The organism is uncultured Anaerococcus sp. (genome assembly GCF_963510915.1).
Classification (GTDB): Bacteria; Bacillota; Clostridia; order Tissierellales; family Peptoniphilaceae; genus Anaerococcus.
In genome coordinates this window covers 1-19,867 of record NZ_CAUPHG010000011.1, presented here as the reverse complement: position 1 = coordinate 19,867, position 19,867 = coordinate 1, and the positions used below count along the sequence as shown (strand labels likewise).

16 protein-coding genes and 1 riboswitch are annotated in these 19,867 nt (G+C 38.1%); all 16 genes read right to left on the bottom strand.

Annotated elements, in window-relative coordinates:
* Position 1: 1 nt before the first annotated feature.
* Positions 2–115: riboswitch (SAM riboswitch) on the bottom strand.
* A gap of 365 nt (positions 116–480) precedes the next feature.
* The 16 genes from RQ893_RS02040 to RQ893_RS01965 all read right to left on the bottom strand — a co-directional run bounded on the left by RQ893_RS02040 (position 481) and on the right by RQ893_RS01965 (position 19,772).
* Positions 481–1,668, bottom strand: a complete 1,188-nt coding sequence (locus RQ893_RS02040; protein ID WP_399523327.1) for an amidohydrolase — start codon at positions 1,666–1,668, stop codon at positions 481–483.
* 475 nt (positions 1,669–2,143) lie between these two features.
* Positions 2,144–4,585, bottom strand: coding sequence for an ATP-dependent Clp protease ATP-binding subunit (locus tag RQ893_RS02035; protein WP_311481385.1), 2,442 nt, complete (start codon positions 4,583–4,585; stop codon positions 2,144–2,146).
* Positions 4,575–5,552 (bottom strand): ATP--guanido phosphotransferase, encoded by a 978-nt coding sequence (locus tag RQ893_RS02030; RefSeq protein ID WP_311481384.1) that lies wholly within the window; start codon positions 5,550–5,552, stop codon positions 4,575–4,577. The genes RQ893_RS02035 and RQ893_RS02030 overlap by 11 nt, the downstream gene beginning before the upstream one ends.
* The gene (locus tag RQ893_RS02025) at positions 5,549–6,133 is read right to left on the bottom strand and encodes a UvrB/UvrC motif-containing protein (protein ID WP_311481383.1); all 585 of its coding nucleotides are present in this window, start codon (positions 6,131–6,133) and stop codon (positions 5,549–5,551) included. The genes RQ893_RS02030 and RQ893_RS02025 overlap by 4 nt, the downstream gene beginning before the upstream one ends.
* A 1-nt stretch (position 6,134) precedes the next feature.
* Positions 6,135–6,596, bottom strand: coding sequence for a CtsR family transcriptional regulator (locus tag RQ893_RS02020; protein WP_311481382.1), 462 nt, complete (start codon positions 6,594–6,596; stop codon positions 6,135–6,137).
* Positions 6,597–6,902: 306 nt separating this feature from the next.
* The gene (locus tag RQ893_RS02015) at positions 6,903–7,604 is read right to left on the bottom strand and encodes a zinc metallopeptidase (protein ID WP_311481381.1); all 702 of its coding nucleotides are present in this window, start codon (positions 7,602–7,604) and stop codon (positions 6,903–6,905) included.
* 19 nt (positions 7,605–7,623) lie between these two features.
* Positions 7,624–8,013, bottom strand: coding sequence for a PH domain-containing protein (locus RQ893_RS02010; protein WP_311481380.1), 390 nt, complete (start codon positions 8,011–8,013; stop codon positions 7,624–7,626).
* 11 nt (positions 8,014–8,024) lie between these two features.
* Positions 8,025–8,672 (bottom strand): hypothetical protein, encoded by a 648-nt coding sequence (locus tag RQ893_RS02005; protein WP_311481379.1) that lies wholly within the window; start codon positions 8,670–8,672, stop codon positions 8,025–8,027.
* Between the two features lie 62 nt (positions 8,673–8,734).
* The gene (locus tag RQ893_RS02000; protein ID WP_311481378.1) at positions 8,735–9,166 is read right to left on the bottom strand and encodes a GNAT family N-acetyltransferase; all 432 of its coding nucleotides are present in this window, start codon (positions 9,164–9,166) and stop codon (positions 8,735–8,737) included.
* Positions 9,167–9,175: 9 nt separating this feature from the next.
* On the bottom strand, positions 9,176–10,567 hold the full coding sequence (locus RQ893_RS01995; protein WP_311481377.1) for a glycoside hydrolase family 32 protein: 1,392 nt from the start codon (positions 10,565–10,567) through the stop codon (positions 9,176–9,178).
* Positions 10,560–12,479 carry a sucrose-specific PTS transporter subunit IIBC gene (locus RQ893_RS01990; protein WP_311481376.1) on the bottom strand — a complete coding sequence of 640 codons (1,920 nt, stop codon included), beginning with the start codon at positions 12,477–12,479 and terminating at the stop codon, positions 10,560–10,562. Before RQ893_RS01990 ends, RQ893_RS01995 begins: the two co-directional genes overlap by 8 nt.
* Before the next feature lie 353 nt (positions 12,480–12,832).
* Positions 12,833–13,759: a carbamate kinase gene (gene arcC, locus RQ893_RS01985; RefSeq protein WP_311481375.1), complete on the bottom strand. Its 927-nt coding sequence runs from the start codon at positions 13,757–13,759 to the stop codon at positions 12,833–12,835.
* Positions 13,760–13,774: 15 nt separating this feature from the next.
* Positions 13,775–14,869, bottom strand: coding sequence for a hypothetical protein (locus RQ893_RS01980; protein WP_311481374.1), 1,095 nt, complete (start codon positions 14,867–14,869; stop codon positions 13,775–13,777).
* Entirely contained in the window at positions 14,869–16,044 is a 1,176-nt protein-coding gene (locus RQ893_RS01975; RefSeq protein ID WP_311481373.1) for a hypothetical protein, read from the bottom strand. Before RQ893_RS01975 ends, RQ893_RS01980 begins: the two co-directional genes overlap by 1 nt.
* An 11-nt stretch (positions 16,045–16,055) precedes the next feature.
* Complete coding sequence (locus tag RQ893_RS01970; protein ID WP_311481372.1) at positions 16,056–18,590, bottom strand: AAA family ATPase; 2,535 nt, start codon at positions 18,588–18,590, stop codon at positions 16,056–16,058.
* Between the two features lie 6 nt (positions 18,591–18,596).
* Entirely contained in the window at positions 18,597–19,772 is a 1,176-nt protein-coding gene (locus RQ893_RS01965) for a hypothetical protein (RefSeq protein ID WP_311481371.1), read from the bottom strand.
* Between the last annotated feature and the right edge of the window lie 95 nt (positions 19,773–19,867).

Genomic DNA, 19,867 nt, shown 5'->3' with positions numbered 1-19,867 from the left:
ACACCCATCGCCCCGATGGATGTGATAAAAATCCATCAGCCAAGCTTTAGCACCTTACAAAAAGTAGGTTGCTGAAGGATCACAGAGCTTGTCTCTCCCCTTCTCTTTATGGTAGATTCATTATACTTCTTTTTAGGAAATCTGCTATTTTATTAAACTGATTCCTATTATTTTTAAGAAAAATATATAAAAATCTGTTATAATTATTATGTTACTATCCCCATACTGGTAACAGAAAGGGGATGTTCACATTGGATAGAATCTTTTCTATTAGCTATCATGGCAAGTATAATTAGTACTATATTTGCAAATGGTTAGATAGCTTATTTAAAAATAATAACTAGCCAACAAAAAAGACAGGAGTTAGTCGAGTTCTCCTGTCTTTTTGTGTTCCCATTGGAAATAGTTTCTTTCTAGTCAGTTTCATTAAAAATCCTATCGGACAAAAATCAAGCTTTACTAGCTTTAGCCAAACCTAATTTAATCTTCCCCCAAATACTTCACCACAACAGCAGCCATGGCCTTGGCGCAAATTTTCATGGCATCTTCTCTGATGTCAAATTTTGGGTGGTGGTGTGGATATGGGGCATCTTCCTTTTTTGCTCCTACATAGAAAAAGCAGGATGGTCTTTCTTTTGCATAATAAGAAAAATCTTCTGATGGTGGTTGAGGTCCGCAGTCGATAATATCTGTTACTTCCTTGATATCTGCTTCCTTAACAGCATCCACAACCAGCTGGGTCATCTCAGGGTCGTTGTATAAAACTGGATAATCGTCGGTGTATTCTATTTCAACTCCGACCTTAAAAGTCTCCCCAATTCCCTTGGCTATAGTCTTGATTTCCTCTTCAATTGTCTTTTTAGTCTCATCTGCCATGGCCCTGACATCGCCTTCGACAGTCACAGAATCCTTAATGATATTAAAAGTACCCTTGCCATCAAAAGAACCAATGGTCACAACTCCTACCTCATAAGGAGAAAGTCTACGACTTACGACCGTTTGAACGGCTGTCACAAAATGACTTGCGGCTACAATTGAATCGTTTGATAGGTGTGGCATAGATCCGTGGCCGCCCTTTCCTTGGAATTTTATCTTAAACATGGCCCTGCCGGTCTGGGTATTGCCCTTGTGATATTGGATTGTCCCGTAATCCATGGCGGACATAACATGGATACCAAAGACATTATCAACCCCCTCGAGGACTCCAGCTTCAATCATCCCCTTGGCACCTCCTGGTGGAACTTCTTCGGCGTGTTGGTGGATAATTACAATCTTGCCTCTAAGTTTTTCTTTTTTCTCACGGAGAATATCTGCAAGCACCATAAGATAGGCTGTGTGGGCATCGTGGCCACAAGCATGCATAACACCCTCGTTTTTAGAAGCAAAGGAAAGGCCAGTTTCTTCCTTGATAGGAAGGGCATCAAAATCAGCCCTAAGGGCGATAGTCTTACCAGGCCTACCAGTGTCAATTACCACCCTAAGGCCATTGCCGCCCATGTGACTTGTGATTTTAACATCCTTATCCTTATAAAAATCTTCGACAAATTCAGCCGTTTCCACTTCCTCAAAAGAAAGCTCGGCATTGTGGTGGATATGCCTACGACAATCAACCATTTCCCCAAAACGCTCATCTATTTCCTCAATAATTTCATCTAATACTTTATTCAAAAAAATCACCTCTTTTTAATATTTTACCCAAAATTTGAGTTGTGATATAAAAAAGAAAATCATATTAAATTCCTTATTTACCTAAGCTATTTTACAATATAAGTAATACAAGGTGGATATAGACTGCTATCCTTAGTTTAACTTGAGCCTAATCGATAAGAAATAAAGAATGAATTTTTTTACTATTTCTCTCTCGCTTCGCTGCGAGGTGCTCCGCACGGGCCCTCCATGATCCGGGCAGGCTAGCTCAAAATTACATAAAGTTTTTCATAAATTTCTGCTGCGGTGCTTTGCACCTTGAAAAATTTTTAAGACCGTAGAAACTTTGCCAACTGAAGCCCTATCCCAATTTAATAACAAGCCTTACGGCTATGAGATGCCAAATCATTGGAAGGAGTAATACCTTAGTAAATTTTTTTACTACCATTAGTCTCAGATAAAAAAACCTAGGAGAATAATTCCCCTAGGCAAAATTTTAATTTACTTTTTGTGCTTCTTTAGAAGTCTTAGAAATTTTACTCTTTGTAATATTCCTGAAACACAATTTATCTTTTTGAACGTATAACCTAATGGTCATATCCTTGTCTAGTTTATTATCAAGAACATCTTCAGCTAGCCTATCGTCTATCATCTTTGTGATGTGGCGTTCTAATGGTCTTGCCCCGTATTCAGAGTTAAAGCCTTCCCTAGCGAGTATGTCTACAACCCTATCGTCATAGGCGATTTCTATGCCGATTTCATTTAGCCTATCCCTGGTTTTTTCAAGCATAAGACCTGTTATCTTCCTAATATCATCTTGGCTTAGGGAATTGAACATGATGGTTTCATCAAGCCTATTTAAAAACTCTGGTGCAAAGGAATCTTTAATAGCCTTTGTTATTATTTCTTTGTTGCGTTCGTTATCGGCCTCTTCTTTATCTTCTGCCAGGTCAAAACCGATTGATGTCGCTCTTTGAAGGCTTGATACACCAACATTTGAGGTCATGATTATTATAGTATTCTTAAAGTCAATAGTCCTTCCCTGGCCGTCTGTTAATCTTCCGTCATCTAGGATTTGAAGAAGGAGATTGAAAACGTCTGGGTGGGCTTTTTCAATTTCGTCAAAAAGAATTACAGAATATGGATTGGTCCTTACAGCTTCTGTAAGCTGACCACCTTCCTCATAACCAACATAGCCTGGAGGAGATCCTACCAAACGACTTACAGCAAATTTCTCCATATACTCACTCATATCCATCCTAATCAGCCTGTCTTCTGAACCAAAAAGTGCCTCAGCAAGGCTTTTAGCAAGATAAGTCTTACCAACACCAGTAGGACCGACAAAAATGAAGGAACCTATTGGTTTTTTAGGGTCTTTGAGGCCTACTCTAGCTCTTTTGATAGCTCTTGCTACTGAGTTTATGGCATCATCTTGGCCAATAACTGTGCCAGCCAAGTTCTTATCAAGTTTGGCATACTTTAATTTTTCATCCTCTGTGAGTCTTTCAACTGGAACCTTGGACCAAGAAGCAACAATATTTGCTATATCATCATAAGAAATAGCTAGCTTATAGCCTTGTCCATCTTCTTTCTTTTCATTTTCTAAATCAAATTTCTTTTGATTTATAATATCACGAAGTTTTGCTGCCTTTTCAAAATCTTGATCTAGAACAGCCTGGTCCTTTTCTGCCTTTAATTTTTCTAGGATATCTTCCCTTGTATCTGTATTTTCTTCCTCATCGTTAAAAGCCAAAATCCTTAGCTTTGATGAAGCTTCGTCAATTAGGTCGATTGCCTTATCTGGTAAGAACCTATCGGTAATATACCTATCAGATAGGTCAACAGCCGCTTTTATGGCCTCATCTGTGATTTTTACCTTGTGGTGGTCTTCATACATGGACTTTAGACCTTCGATAATTTTTTTAGAATCTTCAAGGCTTGGTTCGTCAACTTGGACTTCCTGCATACGACGGGCAAGAGCGGAGTCCTTTTCTACGTGTTTTCTGTATTCATCAATAGTTGTAGCGCCAATTATCTGAAGATCTCCCTTGGCTAAAATTGGTTTTAGGATATTTGCAGCATCCATTGACCCCTCAGCAGCACCAGCCCCTAAGACCATGTGAAACTCATCTATAAAGAGAATCAAATCATCACGGTTAGCAGCTTCTTCAAATAATTTTTTAAGCCTTTCTTCAAAATCACCCCTGTACTTGGTACCTGCTAGCATTGATGCTAAATCAAGACTTAGGATGGTTTTATCCTTCATAATAGCAGGGAGATTGCCTTTTACAATCTCACTTGCTAACCCTTCTGCGATAGCAGTCTTGCCAACGCCTGGTTCTCCAATTAAGATTGGGTTGTTTTTTGTCCTTCTCATAAGAATTTGGATGATTCTTTTAATCTCATCTTCACGCCCAATTACCGGGTCAATTTTTCCTGCCTTTGCCAAGTCATTTAGATTAGTGCAATAATTTGTAATATTTTCACTAAATTTTGAACTTGTTTTTCCCTCAGACTTTTCAGCCCTAACTAAGCTTAATAGTTGCTTTTTAATCGTATCCTTTTCAACTCCAGATAGCAAAAACATGATGTTTGTGAAGGAATCCTCATCATTTATGATAGCTAAAAGAACATCTTCTTCGCTAGTTGCAAGAGCACGCCTATTATTGGCGTAAAATCTCGCAGTTTCCAAAATTTTTCTTACTTTTTTACTATATTCTGTAGCAGGTCTAACAGCTGTTCCCCTGCCAATATTATTAATAACAATAGACCTTAAAAGCTCATAGTTCGCACCTGCTGCCTCTAAAGCCTTACTCGCCCCTGACCCTGTTTTCATGAGGGCAAGGAGCAAATGTTCTGTACCTATATAGTCGTGGTTTAGACTATAGGACTCACGTCTAGCCTGCTGGGTAAGTTTATTTAATCTATTATTTTCCATGGCTATCCCCCATTTCTTTGATCAAAAATTCGTACCTTGCGGCATCGAAATTTTCCTTATATTTGTGTGAAGAAAGTTTTTTTATCAAATTGTTAATTTCTTCTTCCGATAATTTTATATTAAAGCCCAAAAGCTGGTATTTTTTAAGCCTATAAAGGGCCTTCATCATCTTATCAAGACTCTTAACCAAACCACTTTCTAAGCTTTTTTCTATCAAATCAATCTCTTCTTCTACTTCTCTATCGTCTGTATTATTTAAAATCCTGTAATCTCTCCTAAACCTTCTCTCATTTTTAACAAGAATTTCCAAATTCTTTTCTATCTTTTTGAGATAGGCTTCTGGTTTTTCCCTATAATTACCGTAATTTTTTAGCAAGTATAGGTCATCTGCGTATGATTTTAAGCCATGCGGAACAAATTTTTGTGGGTAAAGACCAGCATAAACCATAGCTTGCTCAAAACCTGCATAGGTCTTTGGATTATCAATTAGGCCAAAGAGGAATAATTTTATCCAAATTTCAAGACCTGTTCCCGCATTTCTCGCCCCGCTTGTCAAATAACCATATTCGCTAGAAAAGGCAAAATCAAAATGACTATCAAGAACTTTTTCAATTTCAACTGCCTTTTTGTAAGCACCAGTCAAATCCAAGTCAAAGTTAGAAATATTTATGGAAATATGGTCCCTATCATTGATTACAAGGGTAGTGTCCCCCTCAAAAATGATACCAACCTGAGCAAGTTTACTTGTCACATCTGGACTTAGGACCATTTCTGAAATCAATCTATCAATGGTTCCGTCATCCAAATCAGAAAGCAAAACTAGCCTGTCTCCAAAAACACTTCTCACCATATCCATTATTACAAGGCTCTCATCAAAGGTCATAGTTGTCGGAAAATCATAGCCCTTGATATTTCGCCTTAGAGATAGGTTTGTAGAGATGAGGATATCTTTTGCAAAATCTATCAATTTTTCACCTGCATATTCAGTTTATCAATTTTTTCCTTTAGGTCAGCAGCAAGCTCATAATCCTCTGTTTCTACAGATTCGTTAAGCCTTTGAGATAGGACTTTTATCTCATCAGCCACTTCCTTAAATTCTCTTTCTGCCCTAGGATAAGTTCCCTTATATTCGCTAAAGTTGTTGTAAGTTTTCAACACCTTACCTGTTAAATCCTTATCTAGCTTATAGCAATAAGCACAACCAAATACTCCATTTCTAATATTCGACTCTAAATTGCCACAATATGGGCAAGATTTTTCATCTACCTTTAAGATATAGGATAATTCTTTGTTAGCCTGGTTATATTTATATTCATAAAATCCATCGATAACTTCCTCAAGACTTGGGATAAACTTTTGCAAAAGTCCTTCTAAATCCTTTGGATTAAAAGAAATATTTTCGTTACTTATATTTCTTGGATCCACATCGTCTGGTATATTAGAATATTTTTTTATACAATCTGAGCAAAGATGAATATTATGGCTATTGCCGTTAAAAATCACCTTCAGGCTCACACTAGCTTCCTTGCCACACTTATCACATTTCATACTAACTCCTTGCCAAAATACTCAACAGAAGGCTTTTTACAATCGAGGACCTAACAGTATTGCGGCCCTTGGCTTCTATATCTGCCAGGGTCTTATCACTTGTAGCGTATCTTGCCATCAGGTACTCGTTTTTGTTAAAATATTCCCTCTCGTAAAGGTCTCTAAAAAGATTATTGGCATTTGATTCGCTCATCTCCTTAGCTAAATTCCTAAGTAAATAGGAAACATAATCATCTTCTTCAACAATAGTTATAATCTTAATAAAGCCATTGCCACCACGCCTACTCTCAATCAAGTAGCCATTGTGTGGAGTAAACCTAGTTGAAAGGACATAATTAATCTGACTTGGAGAACAATCAAACTGGCTCGCCAGCTCATTTCTCCCAATTTCCAAGGCTCCGTCAACACTATCTTCAAGCATAAGCTTTATAAATCTTTCTATTTGATTAGTTAAACCTGCCATAATCTCCTGTCTTTCTATGATTTAATGGTCGAAGCTTACTGACTATCTCTGACCATTATTTTTAAAATAAAGGAAGCCCAGCTCCCTAAATGAATTATACTATTTTAGTTGGAATTTACAAAATAAATTTATTTGCAAAACAAAAGCGCCCCAGAAAAACCGCAAGCGCTCATCTTTTAATTAGTGTTGTATTTTAAAAAAATTTTTTCAAGTGCCCTTATTTTTGCCTAACAAATAAAAGCTTACAAAAGAAATATGACCAAGTAAGTAGCTATAGATTTATACGAGCACTTGATAAAAACTTTCTTAATCGCGCCTATTCCTATCCCCAAACAAGAGGAAGAGCCTTAGTAATTGAAGGGCTGTAGCAAGGGTTGCTGCCACATAGGTGAGGGCTGCAGACCTTAGCATATCTTTCGCTCCAGAAATTTCGTTTTCATCTAAAATTCGAGACCTTTCAAGAGCCACTATAGCACGCCTTGATGCATCAAATTCCACAGGTAGAGTCACAATTTGGAATAAAAGTGTAAGGGAAAATAAGGCAAGTCCAATAGTTATTAATTTTTGTTGGGACAAAAACACCCCTGCCAAAATTATTGGAAAAGATAACCTAGATCCAAAATTAACAGCAGGCACCATATAGGATTTGACCTTTAAAGGAATATATCCTTCCTTAAATTGTATAACGTGCCCAATTTCATGAAGAGCTACTGCCAAAGATGCAATTGATGAATCATTAAAAGAAGTTGCTGATAGAGCGACTTCCTTGGTCAAAGGATTGAAATAATCTGACAAAGACCCACCTACCTTCCTAATAGAGATATCCCTGTAATTATTGTAATCAAGCACCATCTGGGCAGCCTGGGCCCCTGTTAACCCGCGTTTTGATCTGATTTTTTTGTATTTATTAAATTTAGAAGTGATATTAGCCTGGGCCAGCATTGAAATCACAAGGCCTATCAAGACTAAAAAATAGGTTTTATCAAAGTAAAATCCGTATGGATACATAATATTCCTCGTTTCTATTTTATAGGACGAATTCTGAAATCATCCTTGAAATTCCAACTATATCGACATTTGTCTTAAAGTCAAAACTTAGACTAGTTCCGTCGTTAAAGGCCAAAATCAATTCGCTATCAATATCCAAAACTCCGGCAGTTTCTATCCCAAAGTATTGAATTTTGGAATATGGATAAGAAAGATATGACCTTTTCTTGCCAGTAATGCCTTGAACGTTTACCACCAAAATCCTCTTATTAGTAAAAACGACTTGGTCCCTTATAGTTTCAAAGGCTGATATCACCTCTTCACCTACTACAAAGAAGTCCAAAACTTCACTTCTAACTTTTTCAATATTAATTTCTTTTAAGTTAAAGGTATTAGAATCACCAAAAATACCACTATTGATTGTTGCCATTTTCTCTCCTTTTATTTTTTTAACTTTGCTTTTACATAAGTATCGTAGCTAATTTCTGCTTCTGAGATAAATTTTCCCCTTAACCTAGTCGCCAGTGGATCTGTGTTGTCGGCTTCGAAGAAAATTTCTTGGTAGTTTTTGAATAAATAAACTAGCAAATCATTTATAAAATCATCCTCAACCGAGTCGTCAAGACCTCCTAGGTAGGCGATTTCTTCATTTTCTAGTAAGGCTGTCATTAGGACTTGCCCCTTTTCTTCATAATAAAAAGCTTTTTCTGGGAGGATTTCTTTGAATTGTTCAAGGCCAACAGTCAATGAGCTTACGGACTCGTGGGTCCTTTTGTAATATGCAAAAACTAAAGCTGCCGCCTTTTCAAAAGCTTCTTCTCCCTTTTTTGTGAGTTTACCTTTGCTTTTTGTTGGCTCTAAAGGTTTTTTCAAATCTTTCTCAGTCGCTTCCACTTCGTAGCACTTTCTTTTGAGGATAAAATCAGCCTTTTTCAAAAACTCAATTAAATCTAGCTGATCAGAATAGATCCCAATCTGTAAGGGCCTATCCTTGGCTAAAGCTTCTAAATCACTCAAATTTACCTTTTCTATGTCATCTATTTTTATGTATGTATGCTTGTTGTGAAATTCATTAGTGTAAGTTTCCATAATTAACCTCTTATACTTATACCCAAATTTTCAAAATTAAAGGGAGACTTGCTCCCTAAATCTTATTTTATTTGCAAAACCATCTTCACATGTTCAATTCCATCTAGCAAAAATACCTCAGAGTCTTTCACAAAACCAGCCTTGGCATATAAATTTTGGGCGTAAGTTTGGGCTTCTATGTGAATTTTTGTGGTTTTATAGTTATCAGTCGCTGCCTTTATCGACTCTTTTAGGATAAGACTACCGTAGCCTTTCCTTCTTTCTTTGGAGATGACCCTGCCTAGGTGAATCTCGCCGTCTTCTTCGTAGACTCTAGCATAGGCTAGGATATATCCTTGATTTTCCAAATAAATATGGATTGCCTCGTAGTCTTTGCCGTCTATTTCTGGGTAGGGACAGGCTTGTTCTACAACAAAGACATCAACCCTTAACTTTAAAATTTCGTAAAGCTCTCTTGTTGTGAGCTCCTCAAAATCTTTAATTCTAATTTGCATTTGAATTCCTTATTGAAAAATAAGTGGCCTTAGAGGATAGATTTTAAAGTCAAAATCATTTGTGCTGAAGACGTATTTATCAGAATAAACCCTAGTTGTCATGACTTTCTCCCCGCCATTTATAAAGATTTCTAGACTGGACTTATCGGAAAAAATTTGAAGTTTTTCGATATGGTCAATTTTTATTTTTCGGAGCTTTCTTCCGTAAGAGCTTGTGCCCATATCGAGAATTAAAACTCCATTTTCGTATGTCAAAGTCACATCTTCCCTGATATTTACAGCAAAATCTCCCCTCATATTTTTAACCACAGCCTCAAAGACTTTCCCATCATAGGCTGTGCCCTTTTCTAGAGAGATTTTCCTATCCCTTAGTCTTTGGTATTCTTCAATCGGCCTTTGGTAGACTTTGCCATTTTCATAGGTCAAGACTCTTGGGATGGTAAGTGCGTGTTGCCAATCATAGCCGATAGGATTTGTGTAGTCTGCATCAGGCATACCCATCCATCCTATCAATATGCGTCTTTTAGCCGGATCTTCAAAGGTCTGAGGGGCATAAAAATCAAAACCATAGTCTAATTCTACAAAGTCACCCAGCTTATAGGTTTTATTTTTCAAATCAATATCTAGTGGGAAATAGCCTGCCTGGTAGATATTCTGGAAACGGTATTCCCCGCTCTCTAAACCTTGTGGACAGCAAATCAAGATTCCTTGGCCGTCAATTTCAAAATAATCTGGGCACTCCCACATATAACCAAAGTCATAAGGGGTTTCGACCCTCATGTGGTAGGTAAATTTCGTAAGGTCTTGGGACTTAAAAATCAAAACCATACCCTTGTTGGAAAAAGCTCTAGCTCCCAAAAACATATAATAAGCCCCATCTTTTTCGTAAATTTTTGGGTCTCTGATGTGTCTTGTCATATCGGCTGGATAATCGTCATGATCCATGACTAGAATTTTTGTATCGTAATCATAACCATCTGAAATTATCTTTATGGTGTTATGATCACGTCCTGCTATGATATAATCATAATCTCCCTCGTATTTTACGTTACCTGTGTAAAAGAAATTAATTTTTCCGTCCTTTATAAAGGCGGAACCCGAATAGGCCCCGTCCTTATCTAGGGGGGAATCCGTAAAAATAAAGGGTTCTTCACTCTTATAGGTCAAAAAATCTGGCGAACTCACATGACCCCAGATTATATCACCCCTTTTTGCATCAAGGGGTGAATATTGAAAATACAAATGATAAAGTCCTTCATAATAACAAAGACCGTTGGGATCATTTAGCCAACCTGTTTCTGGATAAACGTGAAGGTCTAAAAGAAAGGGGTCGGTTGACACCCTTTCCTTCATTTCTTTTCTTTTTTGGGAAGCCTCTTGGTAGATTTTTTTATCAAGCATTCTTAATTTCCATTACCTTTTCTTTAGCATTTTTATTTCCAAGGTCAAAGTCGATATCCATATTCTCTGAATCCATAACAATCAACATTGTTTGGTTGGAAAGGCCTTGAGATTTGATATATGCTGGATCAAATTCGATTAGTAAGTCTCCTGCCTTTATCTCATCGCCGTCTTTAACATGCTTGGTAAAGCCCTTGCCTTCTAGGCTTACAGTATCAACACCGATGTGGATTAAAATATTTACTCCCTCTTTTGATGAAAGGGTAACAGCGTGGCCTGTTGAGAAAATTGACTCAACCTTAGAATCCATTGGGGCGTAGACTCTACCCTCAGATGGCTTGATTGCAAGACCATCGCCCATCATCTTAGAGGAAAAGGTTGGGTCGACAGATTTTTCTATATTTTCTACCTCTCCCTTAACAGGGTTTAGGATTATAACTTTGCCAGCTGTTTTTTCTTCGATTTTTTGAGACTTAGGCTCACTCACCTTTTCTTCTTTAGAGTCTTTGACCGCAAACATATTACCTTTCTGGAAGACAATTGTAAGGATAAAGGCAGAAGCCATTGAAATTACAAGTCCTGTTATAAAGTCTACCCAAGATTCTGGTCTTATTGAGATAATGCCAGGAAGTCCTGCCGCACCTAAGGCAATTGCAAGGACGTGTCTTAGGGCAAGATAGGCAGAACCAAGAGCAGAGCCTATGATAGCTGCTATAAATGGATACCTAAGTCTAAGGGTGATACCAAACATGGCTGGTTCTGTAATACCAAGTAGGGCAGAAATTCCAGAAGCAGCGGCAGTTGATTTCATTTTTTCGTTCTTAGTTGTAAATAAAACTGCGAGAACAGCCGCACCCTGGGCGACATTATTCATAGAAGCTGTTGGGAAGATAAAAGATCCTCCACTTACAGCTTGGTTGGCTATTAGCTGGGTTTCGATTGGGATAAAAGAATGGTGCATACCTGTAAGGGTGATTGGTGCATATAAAAGACCAAATATTGCCCCACCCAAAAATCCGAGCTTGGTGTAGATAAAGGTAATTCCTGCTGTTAGGGCATCCCCTGCGTTTCTCATCACAGGACCCACTAGGGCAAAGGTAATGATAGATGTAATCAAAGTCGCAAGCAAAGGTGTTGTTAGGTTATCAAGCCAAATTGGGGTCTTGTCGTGGAGGAAATTTTCAATCTTTGATAAAATCCATGCCACAGCAAGAACTGGCAAAACTGTTCCCTGGTAGCCTACAGCAGGAATGGCAAAACCAAGTACCTTCCAAACTGGAATCTCACTTGCAGGTGTGGTTCCCAAAGCGTAGGCATTTAAAAGTTCTGGATGGACCATGATCATGCCCATGGCAGCTCCCAAATAAGGATTGCCCCCAAATTTCTTGGTCGCAGAAAATCCTATTAATACTGGCAAAAATGCGAAGGCTGCAGATGAAAATACATTTATCATGGCAGCGAGGTCTGCTATTTGTGGGTAAATTTCAACGATTGATTGGGTCCTACCGTTAAAAAATGGGCTGGTCAAAATATTATTAATACCCATCAAAAGACCAGCAGCAACGATAGCAGGAATGATTGGGACAAAAATATCAGAAAGGGTCTTAACTCCCCTCTGGATGATATTTCCCTCTGCCTTTTCTTCCTTGACGGTGCTCGCCCCGTCGCCTACGATTTTCCCAACCTCAGATGTCACTAGATTAACCTTACCTGGTCCTAAAATCACTTGATATTGACCGTTGGCAGTGTTTGTTCCCTGAACTCCAGGAAGATCTGTAATTGCCTCATCATCAACCTTGTCGAAGTCTTTTAGCATAAGCCTTAGCCTAGTTGCACAGTGCTCGTAGGAAGAAATATTATCCTTACCACCGACCTTGGCAACAATTTCTTTTGCTAGTTGTGTGTTATCCATATTCTTCTCCTATTAAATTCTTTTTCAGAACAAATTCCGGAATACTTTTAGCATCCTCCTTCATCCTGCTAATTACTTATCATAATTTAATTATAACAGATTAGGAAAATATAATAAAATAAACTCCTCGCCAAACTCCCATTTTAATCGCTAAGTCTAGACTATTAATTAAAATAAGCTAATCTTTGATAAAGTCCAGAAATCCTTTCAAAGCCTATTGCAATGATAGCATATAAAACTTTGACTGGTGAGAATATTATTATAAAAATCGCCATGTTTTTTACTCAAAAAAATACGAGCTTGATGCCCGTATTTTTTTCAGAGGTCTATTGACTTTTAAATTTTCATCAATGTTATCCTATATAGGTTCCTGTTTCGCCTTTTAGGCCGTCTAGAGCTTTTTCTAGGGATGTGATTAATGCTTTTGCGCCTTCTTTTGATTTTACAAAGGATAGGGCCGCTTCGATTTTTGGTTTCATTGATCCTTCTGCAAATTCACCGTCTGCTAGGTATTTTTCAGCTTCTTCTACTGATAGGTGGCTTAGCCATTCTTGGTTTGGCTCACCAAAGTGAATGGCTACTTTTTCTACTGCTGTGAGTATTACAAGGGTGTCTGCTCCTACGAGTTCAGCAACTTTTGCAGATGTGAAGTCCTTATCTATTACTGCGTCAACTCCGATTAGCTTGTCATTTTCTTTGATTACAGGGATGCCGCCGCCACCTGCTGCTACTACGATCATTCCATCGTTGTAGAGTTTTTCAACTGCTTTTTTCTCAACTATGTTGATTGGTTTTGGGCTTGGTACTACTCTTCTGTATCCCCTGCCTGCGTCTTCTTTGAAGGCGAAGCCTTTTTCTGCTTGTTTGTCTGCTTCTTCTTTAGAATAGAATGATCCAATTGGCTTGGTTGGATTTTTGAAGGCTGGGTCTTCTTTGTCTACCAATACTTGGGTTACAAGTGATACTACGGTTTGGTCCATTTCTCTTTTTGCAAGTTCGTTTTCGATAGCGTTTTGAAGATGGTATCCTATATAACCTTGACTCATAGCTCCACATTCAGCAAATGGCATTTCAGCTGTTTTTGCTTCTGATTTGCTTGCTGTGTCCATGGCTAGGTTGATCATGCCTACTTGTGGGCCGTTGCCGTGTGAGATTATGACCTTGTTGCCTGCTGCAACTAGGTCTACGATTGATTTAGCAGTTTCTGCTACAGCTTTTTTTTGCTCTTCTGGGCTATTTCCTAGTGCGTTTCCGCCTAGGGCAAGTACGATTTTTTTCATTGCTTCTCCTTAATATTAACTGTTTAAGGCTCGATCTACGTTTCTGATAAAGTCTTGAACGTTTGTTACCATTGAAACAGCTGTTACTGTTCCCCTGTCTGATAGTTTGTTTACTGCGAATTCTTGGATGTCTATGGTGTACATATATACTGGTCTTACAACGCCGTCAAATACATTGTATGATGGGGTCATATTTCCTGTTGCGATTGTATAAAGGATTGCGCCCATCATGATGATTGTAGATGTTTTTCTAGCGTGTTTTCTCATTTCGTTTTGAGCATCATAGACGTTGTTGATTGTTTCAGGAAGGCCTAGTCTATCACGGATAGTGCCTGCTATTACTACTGGAACGTCCATTTCAACACAGGCTTTCATGAAGCCGTCTTTTACAAGTCCGCTTTCTACAAGGGCTTTGGTTGAGCCGTATTTTCTTGCTAGGTTGATTGTTTTGTATAGGTTTTTGGTTGTGTTTTGTTCTTTTTCGAATTTTTCTTGGCCCCAAGTTGTGCCGAAGATTCCTTTTTCAAGGTCGAAGGCTGCAGTTTCTGTACCACAGAAAATTGCATTTACATAACCATTTCTCACTAGTCTTTCAAGCGCTGCTCTTGAATCTCTATCAAGGGCTAGAGCTGCACCTACAATTAGGGTTACATAACCATGGTTAGCTTTTTCATATTTTAATACTTCATAGAGGTTGTCGTAGTCTATTGAGAAGGCTGTTTCTCTAGAGCGGCCTGCCCTAAAGGCGAAGGTGTCTTGGTGGGCGTCTTCTTCTAGGAAGCCTTGGGTCCAAACATAGATACCTTCTGATGCGTCTTCTGTACGTCCGATTACTACCTTGTCACCTTTTTTAAGGTTTCTAAATTCAACTATATTTACGCTTTCTTCACCTGGAGTGTCGTTGGCTACACAAACTGTATCCATTCTTGATTCTGCTGCTAGAACCCATTTATCGTTTATTTTGAAGTATTCTGGATAAACTGAAAGAGCGTGGTAGTTTCTTGGGCTTAGACCATCTACCTTTACTTCTTCAAGGGTTACATTTGGTGCATTTTTTAAAAAATCTTTTTCAAAATCTGGATGATGGTATTTTGGCATTTCAAATTTCATTATTGTATCTCTCCTTCGTTGCTATCAGCTTTTTTTCCTGCTTCTACATATTCCATTTCAGGAATTTCCATTTCTCTAGCGAAAGCCTTATTAGCTGGACTTACTAGAGCTTTTTCACAGTTTACTACGAAATCTTGTACGTTTGTTACCATTGGTACATAGGCAAGATTTTCCCTAGCTGCTCCTACCTTGTGAACTACGTTTTCTGTTACGTCTACACAGTAGAGATATACTGGTGAAATTTTTCCATCTTTTCTAATCCTATAGCTAGAAGCCATGTTGGCTACTGATAGGGAGTGGAGCATAGTTGCTATACAAATAATTACTGTTGCCTTGTCAAGTTCTTTCTTTGTTTCTGATAAGGCTCTATCTTCATCACCGATTACTTCTGGAAGAGGGCCATCATCTCTAATTGATCCTGATAACACAAATGGAACGTCCATATCTGATAGTGTCTTGATGATACCATCTTTTACATTTCCGCTTGCGATGAAATCTTTAATTGAACCTGTTGTTCTAACTTCGTTTAGAAGGTCAAGGTGGTTATAGTGACCCATTGGTTGGTTTTCTTGGGTGTAGATATTTTGACCAAGAGCTGTATTTAAAAATCCACCTTCAAGGTCATGGGTTGCCATAGCGTTTCCGCCTAGTAGACAGTTGATATAGCCATTTTCTGCTAATTGGTTAAGGGCTTTTCTTGTATCATAGTCAAATACTACTGAAGGACCTAGTACCCATACTATATAACCATCTTCTGAATCTCTTTCGTGTTGTAAGAGTTCGAATAGGTTGTCATAGTCTTCAGAAAATGATGTTTCTACAGCCTTACCTGGTTTAGAATATACATCGTCTGGGAAGGCATTGTTATAAACAAAGATGCCGTCTTCGATTTTGCCGTCCTCGCTTACTACAACTTGGTCACCTTTTTTAAGCTCTCTTATCTCAACTATTTCGATTTTGCCATCTTTTAGGACTGCAACACAGTTGATTGATGTATGTTCTGGTAGTTGCCATTCGCCAGCTACTTTATAGAATGTTGGCATATGGCGAGTTAAGTAGAAATCATCAGGTGCCACGCCGTCTTTTTCTACTTCTTGTAGTTTAATATCTGCTGCTTTCTTGAACTTTTCTTCTGAAAAGTCTGGCCTAACAAATTCTGGTACTTTAAATTCCATTCTTCTACTCCTTATTTTTTATTTTCTTTCAATTTGACGGTGAACTTCTTTTCCCTATCAAAATCTAAAGTTAATTCTGAGAATGCCTTAATTTCACTTGTGAGATTCTTCTCGCAAATCAAAAAGTAAACATCCTGTTCTATAAGCTTCTTTAAGCTTCTTGCATCAAGTTCTTCTTCCTTGGCATAGATGCCAAACTTATCAAAAAATCCGGCTTCATAGGTTAAGTTTATTTGTCTTTCTGCCAAAGTTTTTTCTAATTCTCTAAAGTTTAGAGAAATAAGTTTATCTAATTTATCATCATCTAGAGGACTGAGTTTAAATACATAGTCGACATGTTTACCAAAGTCCACGTCTAACTTTTCCTTGGCATATTCTTCATAGTTGGCATCCTCATCTACAGTCATAGTTAAAACTACGATTGAATTTTTAAGGTTAATATCCCTCCCCTTATTATCCTTGATGGTTCCATCTTGGATGATTTGTAAAACTAGGTTTTGCACTTCAAAATGTGCATTTTCAATATTTTCAAAAACCAGCACACTATAAGGCCTAGTCCTTAAAGCCTGGGTCAATACTCCTCCAAATTCGTAGCCTACATAGCCTGGAGGGGCACCAATTAGCTTAGTAATTGATGACTTATCAGTAAACTCGCTCATATCAAAAGTAAGTAGGGATTTTTCTCCCTCATAGAGGTAGTCTGACAAAAGTTTTGCTATATAAGACTTCCCCGAAGAGCTTGGCCCTAAAACAAGAAAACTTAGGACAGGTTTACTTCTCTCAAAAAGTCCACCCTCAGCTATGATGTAGGTATTGATAATCTTATCAATCATATCATCGCCACCAACGAATTCTTCCTTGAGTTTTTCTCTTACAATTTTTATAGAGTCAAGTTTGTCGTATTGGAGCTTGGATTTTGGCATCCCGCTCATCTTTGAAATAATATCTTTGACTTCTGATACGCCAACCTCAGTCCTTAGGGGATAAAATTCGCCTTGGTCTTCTATTTTCTTTAATTTGTCGCTTACTTTTTCTTTTAGACTTACAAACTTATCCAGATTCTCAAAATCCCTCTTAGCCTTGGCTTCCTCTATCTCAAGGCCAATGATGTCGATTTCTCTTTCAAGCTTGACAATAGTTTCTTGTCTTTCTTTTTCTTTTTCATAGAGTTCAGTTTTTTCGGCAAGCTCTTCTTCAAGCCTTTTGATCTGTTCTTCTTTTTGCCTAGACCTGTGGCTTGATAGGCTGTCTTTTTCGTTTTTTAAGGCTATATTTTCCATTTCAAGCTGGACAATTTCCCTGTGAAGATTATCTAGCTCTTCTGGTTTTTGGTCCCTTGCCATCTTTACCTGGGCACACGCCTCATCTATGACGTCTATTGCCACATCCGGGAGTTTCCTCTCAGTCAAAAACCTCTTTGATAATTTAACTGCCTCTGTAAGAGCAGGATCAGTTATTTTTATCATGTGGTGGTTTTCATATTTAGATTTGATTCCCCTCATGATGGCTATTGTTGTTTCAATACTTGGCTCTTCTATTAGGATTTTTTGAAAACGCCTATCTAGGGCCTTGTCTGCCTCGATATACTTTCTATATTCTTCTATGGTAGTTGCACCGATTGTTAGAATCTCGCCTCTTGCCAACATTGGTTTTAGCATATTTGCTGTATCCATAGTTCCAGATGCAGAACCAGAGCCAATTATGTTGTGGATTTCATCTATAAATAGAATTATCCTTCCCTTAGAGTCCTTGATTATTTCAAGGATTTTTTTAAGTCTTTCTTCAAAATCTCCCCTGTACTTTGCTCCTGCAACAAGGGCTGTCATATCTAGGGAGAATATTATTTTATCTTTCAAATCATCTGGAACGTCGCCTGCCACAATCCTTTGAACAATACCTTCAACTATGGCAGTTTTACCAACTCCTGCATCTCCGATTAATATCGGGTTGTTTTTTATCCTTCTAGATAAAATCCTGATGGCGTTTCTGGTTTCTTCTTCCCTGCCAATAACAGGGTCAAGCCTTCCTTCTATGGCTTCCTTGGTTAGAACTGTCCCATATCTTTCAAGGTTAATTATAGTTTCTTGGTCAATGCCTTTTAGTAGGTATTCGTTAAATTTCTTGGCAACTAGTTCGTTAAACTTTTCATAGGTAAGACCGTGAGGAGCCGCAAGTTTTGCCGTAGGCATATCAGCCTCTCTCAAAAGGGCAAGAAGCAAGTGCTCGGTTTTTATTTTTTCTTCAAACTGGTTCCTAGAAATTTCTTCTGCTATTAAAAGAGCTCTTTGGTAGGACCTAGATGTATAGAGAGAGGAAATCCCCTTGGCTGACCTTAATTTGGTCAGGGCATTTTCTGTATCATCCAAAACATCTTGGTAAATTACCTTAAGTTCCTTAAAATAGGTTCTTATTAATTTTTCCTCTAAGGTTAAAATCGCATAGAAAATGTGAAGGTCAGATACCTCTACATTGTTTTTCCTGATGGCAACCTTATTAGCTTCTTTAATAATTTCCACAGAAGATTGTGAATACTTAATTATGTCCATATTTACCTATCCTATCACCATAAATATAAGGTGGGCAGCTATACCTGCTCCTAGTCCTCCTATAGTATGGCACAATATTGCATTACCTGTCATTTCTTTAGTCTCTAGGGCATCCATCATGGCTATGTGGGTTGATAAATAGCCTGACCAGCACATACAAATTGATGTAAATACTGCTATGTCGTTTGCTGTTACGATGCCTCTGCCAGACATATCTGCTACTATACCAATAGCAGCTCCTGCTGAGCCTAGGGCTGTGATTGGAACAGCTATGGCTTCTGGTGAGTTAAAACCAAAAAGTGGGTTGATGAGGAAGGCAAGTTTTTCGCCTAACATTGGTAATATTGCAATTCCTTGGTTGGCTTCACCTGTATAACCGTTAGGTCCTGCTCCATTTGTAAGCATAACTACAAGAGTACAAATGAGGCAAACACCTGGGATTATTGCAACACCCATGTCTACTCCGACCTTACCACCGTCTAGGAAGGCTGTTATAAACCTAGCTCCTGCCGATCCTTCTCTGACTTTTCTATAGCCATCTGGCACATTTGCTGCTCCCTTGGTTTCAACCATTTCTTCTGTGCCGTAATATTTTTTGGTCCTAGAAATCATAAGTCTAACTGATATGATAGAACCAACTACAGCACCAAGGAGGCCAACTAGAGCGCCCTTCATAGCATTATCAACTGGTAGGGCCATCATAGATGTAACTGTGATAAGTCCCATACCAAAGGAAGTTCCTAGGTTGGTTAGGGCTGGCATCTGATATTTTTTGAAATACTTTCTAAAGTTATCATCAGCTGCAAGTGTTAATATGGCTGGGTTATCAGACATAAAACAATTTAGCATACCAAGAGAAGATGCACCTGGTAGGTCGTATATAGGCTTCATTATCTTTGAAACTAGCCTGTTTACTAAGGCAATAACGCCAAATTCTGAAAATATAGCAGATATACCACCTGCTAAAACTGCAACGGCCATCAAATATAGGCAGACATTCATCAAAAGATCATATGATGTAAGCATCATAGTTTTGATCATGTTTGTCCCGCCCATTATAGAACCCATATAGATAAAGAGGCCTAGGAAGGCTGCCAGAAATATAAATACCTCTGGGCCTACGTCTTTCTTTATGGTTTTGTCCATTTTTAATTCGTCTCTTATTTCATCTAATTCTTCCATTAAATCATCCTTAACAAGATAAATCCTGAATATATTTTTTTCAAATGCCTTAACTAAAAATATCCGAAAGAATCGGACATTTTTAGTTTTATGCA

Bases quoted from the DNA above. Each gene is read 5' to 3' on its own strand.
- RQ893_RS02010 (WP_311481380.1), bottom strand. From the start codon at position 8,013: ATGGCAACAATCAATAGTGGTATTTTTGGTGATTCTAATACCTTTAAC.
- RQ893_RS02005 (WP_311481379.1), bottom strand. From the start codon at position 8,672: ATGGAAACTTACACTAATGAATTTCACAACAAGCATACATACATAAAA.
- arcC (WP_311481375.1), bottom strand. From the start codon at position 13,759: ATGAAAAAAATCGTACTTGCCCTAGGCGGAAACGCACTAGGAAATAGC.
- RQ893_RS01975 (WP_311481373.1), bottom strand. From the start codon at position 16,044: ATGGAATTTAAAGTACCAGAATTTGTTAGGCCAGACTTTTCAGAAGAA.
- RQ893_RS02015 (WP_311481381.1), bottom strand. From the start codon at position 7,604: ATGTATCCATACGGATTTTACTTTGATAAAACCTATTTTTTAGTCTTG.
- RQ893_RS02000 (WP_311481378.1), bottom strand. From the start codon at position 9,166: ATGCAAATTAGAATTAAAGATTTTGAGGAGCTCACAACAAGAGAGCTT.
- RQ893_RS01995 (WP_311481377.1), bottom strand. From the start codon at position 10,567: ATGCTTGATAAAAAAATCTACCAAGAGGCTTCCCAAAAAAGAAAAGAA.
- RQ893_RS02020 (WP_311481382.1), bottom strand. From the start codon at position 6,596: ATGGCAGGTTTAACTAATCAAATAGAAAGATTTATAAAGCTTATGCTT.
- RQ893_RS01970 (WP_311481372.1), bottom strand. From the start codon at position 18,590: ATGGACATAATTAAGTATTCACAATCTTCTGTGGAAATTATTAAAGAA.
- RQ893_RS02035 (WP_311481385.1), bottom strand. From the start codon at position 4,585: ATGGAAAATAATAGATTAAATAAACTTACCCAGCAGGCTAGACGTGAG.
- RQ893_RS01990 (WP_311481376.1), bottom strand. From the start codon at position 12,479: ATGGATAACACACAACTAGCAAAAGAAATTGTTGCCAAGGTCGGTGGT.
- RQ893_RS02025 (WP_311481383.1), bottom strand. From the start codon at position 6,133: ATGAAATGTGATAAGTGTGGCAAGGAAGCTAGTGTGAGCCTGAAGGTG.
- RQ893_RS01980 (WP_311481374.1), bottom strand. From the start codon at position 14,869: ATGAAATTTGAAATGCCAAAATACCATCATCCAGATTTTGAAAAAGAT.
- RQ893_RS01965 (WP_311481371.1), bottom strand. From the start codon at position 19,772: ATGGAAGAATTAGATGAAATAAGAGACGAATTAAAAATGGACAAAACC.